Here is a 2000-nt window from a genome sequence, read left to right as displayed (position 1 = left end):
GCGTTCTTGCAGCTGAAGTTGCTGATACTGCTGGAGTTTTTTCATCTTCACACCTTAGTTGAATAAAGGTGTTGCACTTCAGATTTGAGTCCGCCCCCCTCAAACTTAGGCTTGCGCTTTTCAATAAACGCCTGCATGCCTTCCTTCTGGTCGCGGGTGGCAAACAGCAGCTGGTTCGCCTTGCGCTCCAGCATCAGTGCGGTTTCCAGCGAGGCATCGACGCCAGCCAACACGACTTCCTTGATCTGCATCACGGCCAGCGGCGGGCATGGCGGCGATCAGGCTGGCCATTTTCAGGGCTTCGGGCAGCACCTGGTCGTCGGCAAAAACCTGGCTGACCAGACCCATGATGTGTGCTTCCGTGCTGCTCACGGGCTTGCCGGTCAGCAGCATGCGCATGGCGTTGAACTTGCCCACGGCGCGCACCAGGCGCTGCGTGCCGCCGATGCCGGGCTGGCTAAATTGCAGCGTCAAAGTCAGCTTTAAAAGTTGGCAAAAAATTTAACAAAAATAGATAAAAAATTAACCAAATCAAATGGTTAGAGTTTATTAAAACTTGGCAAAATACAAGGCATGTACACAGAGCCCCACCAGTTTGAGCCTTTGCTGCCATCCGATGCGCGCATCGCCCCCCTGCTGACCAAGGCGCACGACCTCTCGCGCCTGGCCACGCTGCTTTCGGGCACCCGTGTCCCGCTTGAGCTGCGCAGCCTGTTGCGCAGCATGAATTCGTACTACACCAACCGCATTGAAGGGCAACACACCCGGCCGCATGAGATTGAGCAGGCCTTGCGCCAGGATTTTTCCAGCGATGCCGCGCTGGCCGCCAAGCAGCGCCTGGCCGTGGCCCACATCGAGGCCGAAGCCGCACTGGAGCTGCGCTACACCGGGCCGCAAGGCGCGCTCGACCTGTACGCGGTGGACGCGGTGCAGGACATGCACCGTGAGCTGTTTGGCCGGTTGCCGGCGTCAGACCTGTTCACTCCGGAAAACGAAGCCATCGTGCCCGGTCAGTTTCGTCTGCGCGAAGTCAAGGTGGGTCAGCATGTGGCACCGGCCCATGCCAGCGTACCGCTCTTTGTGGCGCGCTGGGCCGGGTTTTATGGCCAGGTGCGGCGCGGTGAAGCGGCGCTGGTGGCCCTGGCCGCTGCGCATCAGCGCCTGGGCTGGATTCATCCCTTCATCGACGGCAACGGGCGGGTCATGCGGCTGCACACGCATACGCTGCTCAGCGCCCTGGGCTATACGGCTGGGCTGTGGTCGCCGCTGCGCGGCTTTGCACGCAGCACGCCGCGCTACTACGCCTTGCTGGCCGACGCCGACAGCCTGCGCCGGGGTGACCTGGACGGGCGCGGCAACCTGAGCGAACAGGCGCTGATTGCCTGGATTGACTATGTGCTGGACACCTGCCTGGACCAGGTCACCTTCATGGCGGGCATGCTTGACTTTGACAGCATGAAAGCGCGCATCGAGGCCTGCCTGGTGTTTGAAGCCACCGTGGTCAAGCAGGGGGTGCGGCAGGAGTCGCTGCGCGGGCTGCACTACCTTTTTCTCAGCGGCGAGGAAATGGCGCGGGGCGACTTCAAGGCCATGCTGGGGATGAGCGACCGGGGCGCCACCGACGCGCTGGGGGCGCTGGTCAAGCGCGGGCTGCTCAAGTCCGACTCGCCCCAAGGCAAAGTCCGGTTTGGCCTGCCGCAGCATGCCTTGCGTTTTTTGTTCCCTCAGCTTTGGCCGGAAGCTGAAGCGGATAAAAACAACTGCCCGTGAATCACAGGGCGTGCCCTGCGCTGTACAGCGCTCGCCCAGGGTTGGGCTTTCAGCGCCCCTCAAACTTCGGCTTGCGCTTTTCAATAAAGGCCTGCATGCCTTCCTTCTGGTCGCGGGTGGCGAACAGCAACTGGTTTGGGCTTTCAGCGCCCCTCAAACTTCGGCTTGCGCTTTTCAATAAAGGCCTGCATGCCTTCCTTCTGGTCGCGGGTGGCGAACAGCAACTGGTT

Annotated in this window: 2 protein-coding genes and 2 pseudogenes; 1 reads left to right on the top strand and 3 read right to left on the bottom strand. The window is 61.1% G+C overall.

Annotation, left to right across the window (positions count from 1 at the left end; all coding sequences use genetic code 11):
* Window positions 1-47: 47 nt before the first annotated feature.
* Both RCH06_RS17780 and RCH06_RS17775 read right to left on the bottom strand, forming a co-directional pair.
* A complete protein-coding gene (locus RCH06_RS17780) occupies window positions 48-251 on the bottom strand; it encodes an enoyl-CoA hydratase-related protein (protein ID WP_327082792.1) in 204 nt (67 codons plus the stop codon).
* A 79-nt stretch (window positions 252-330) separates the two neighbouring features.
* Window positions 331-393 (bottom strand): annotated as a pseudogene (locus tag RCH06_RS17775) (hypothetical protein); the annotation flags it as partial.
* Window positions 394-573: 180 nt separating this feature from the next.
* On the opposite strand from RCH06_RS17775, the gene RCH06_RS17770 reads away from it, so the two are divergent.
* Entirely contained in the window at window positions 574-1770 is a 1197-nt protein-coding gene (locus tag RCH06_RS17770) for a Fic family protein (protein WP_327082791.1), read from the top strand.
* Window positions 1771-1819: 49 nt separating this feature from the next.
* On the opposite strand, the pseudogene RCH06_RS17765 reads toward RCH06_RS17770, so the two are convergent.
* Window positions 1820-2000: pseudogene (locus RCH06_RS17765) on the bottom strand (enoyl-CoA hydratase); the annotation flags it as partial.

Origin of the sequence: Polaromonas sp. CG_9.5 (assembly GCF_035984465.1) — a bacterium.
Classification (GTDB): Bacteria; Pseudomonadota; Gammaproteobacteria; order Burkholderiales; family Burkholderiaceae_C; genus Polaromonas.
Note: the sequence above shows the minus strand (reverse complement) of the source record. Positions and strands in the feature narration are given on the sequence as shown.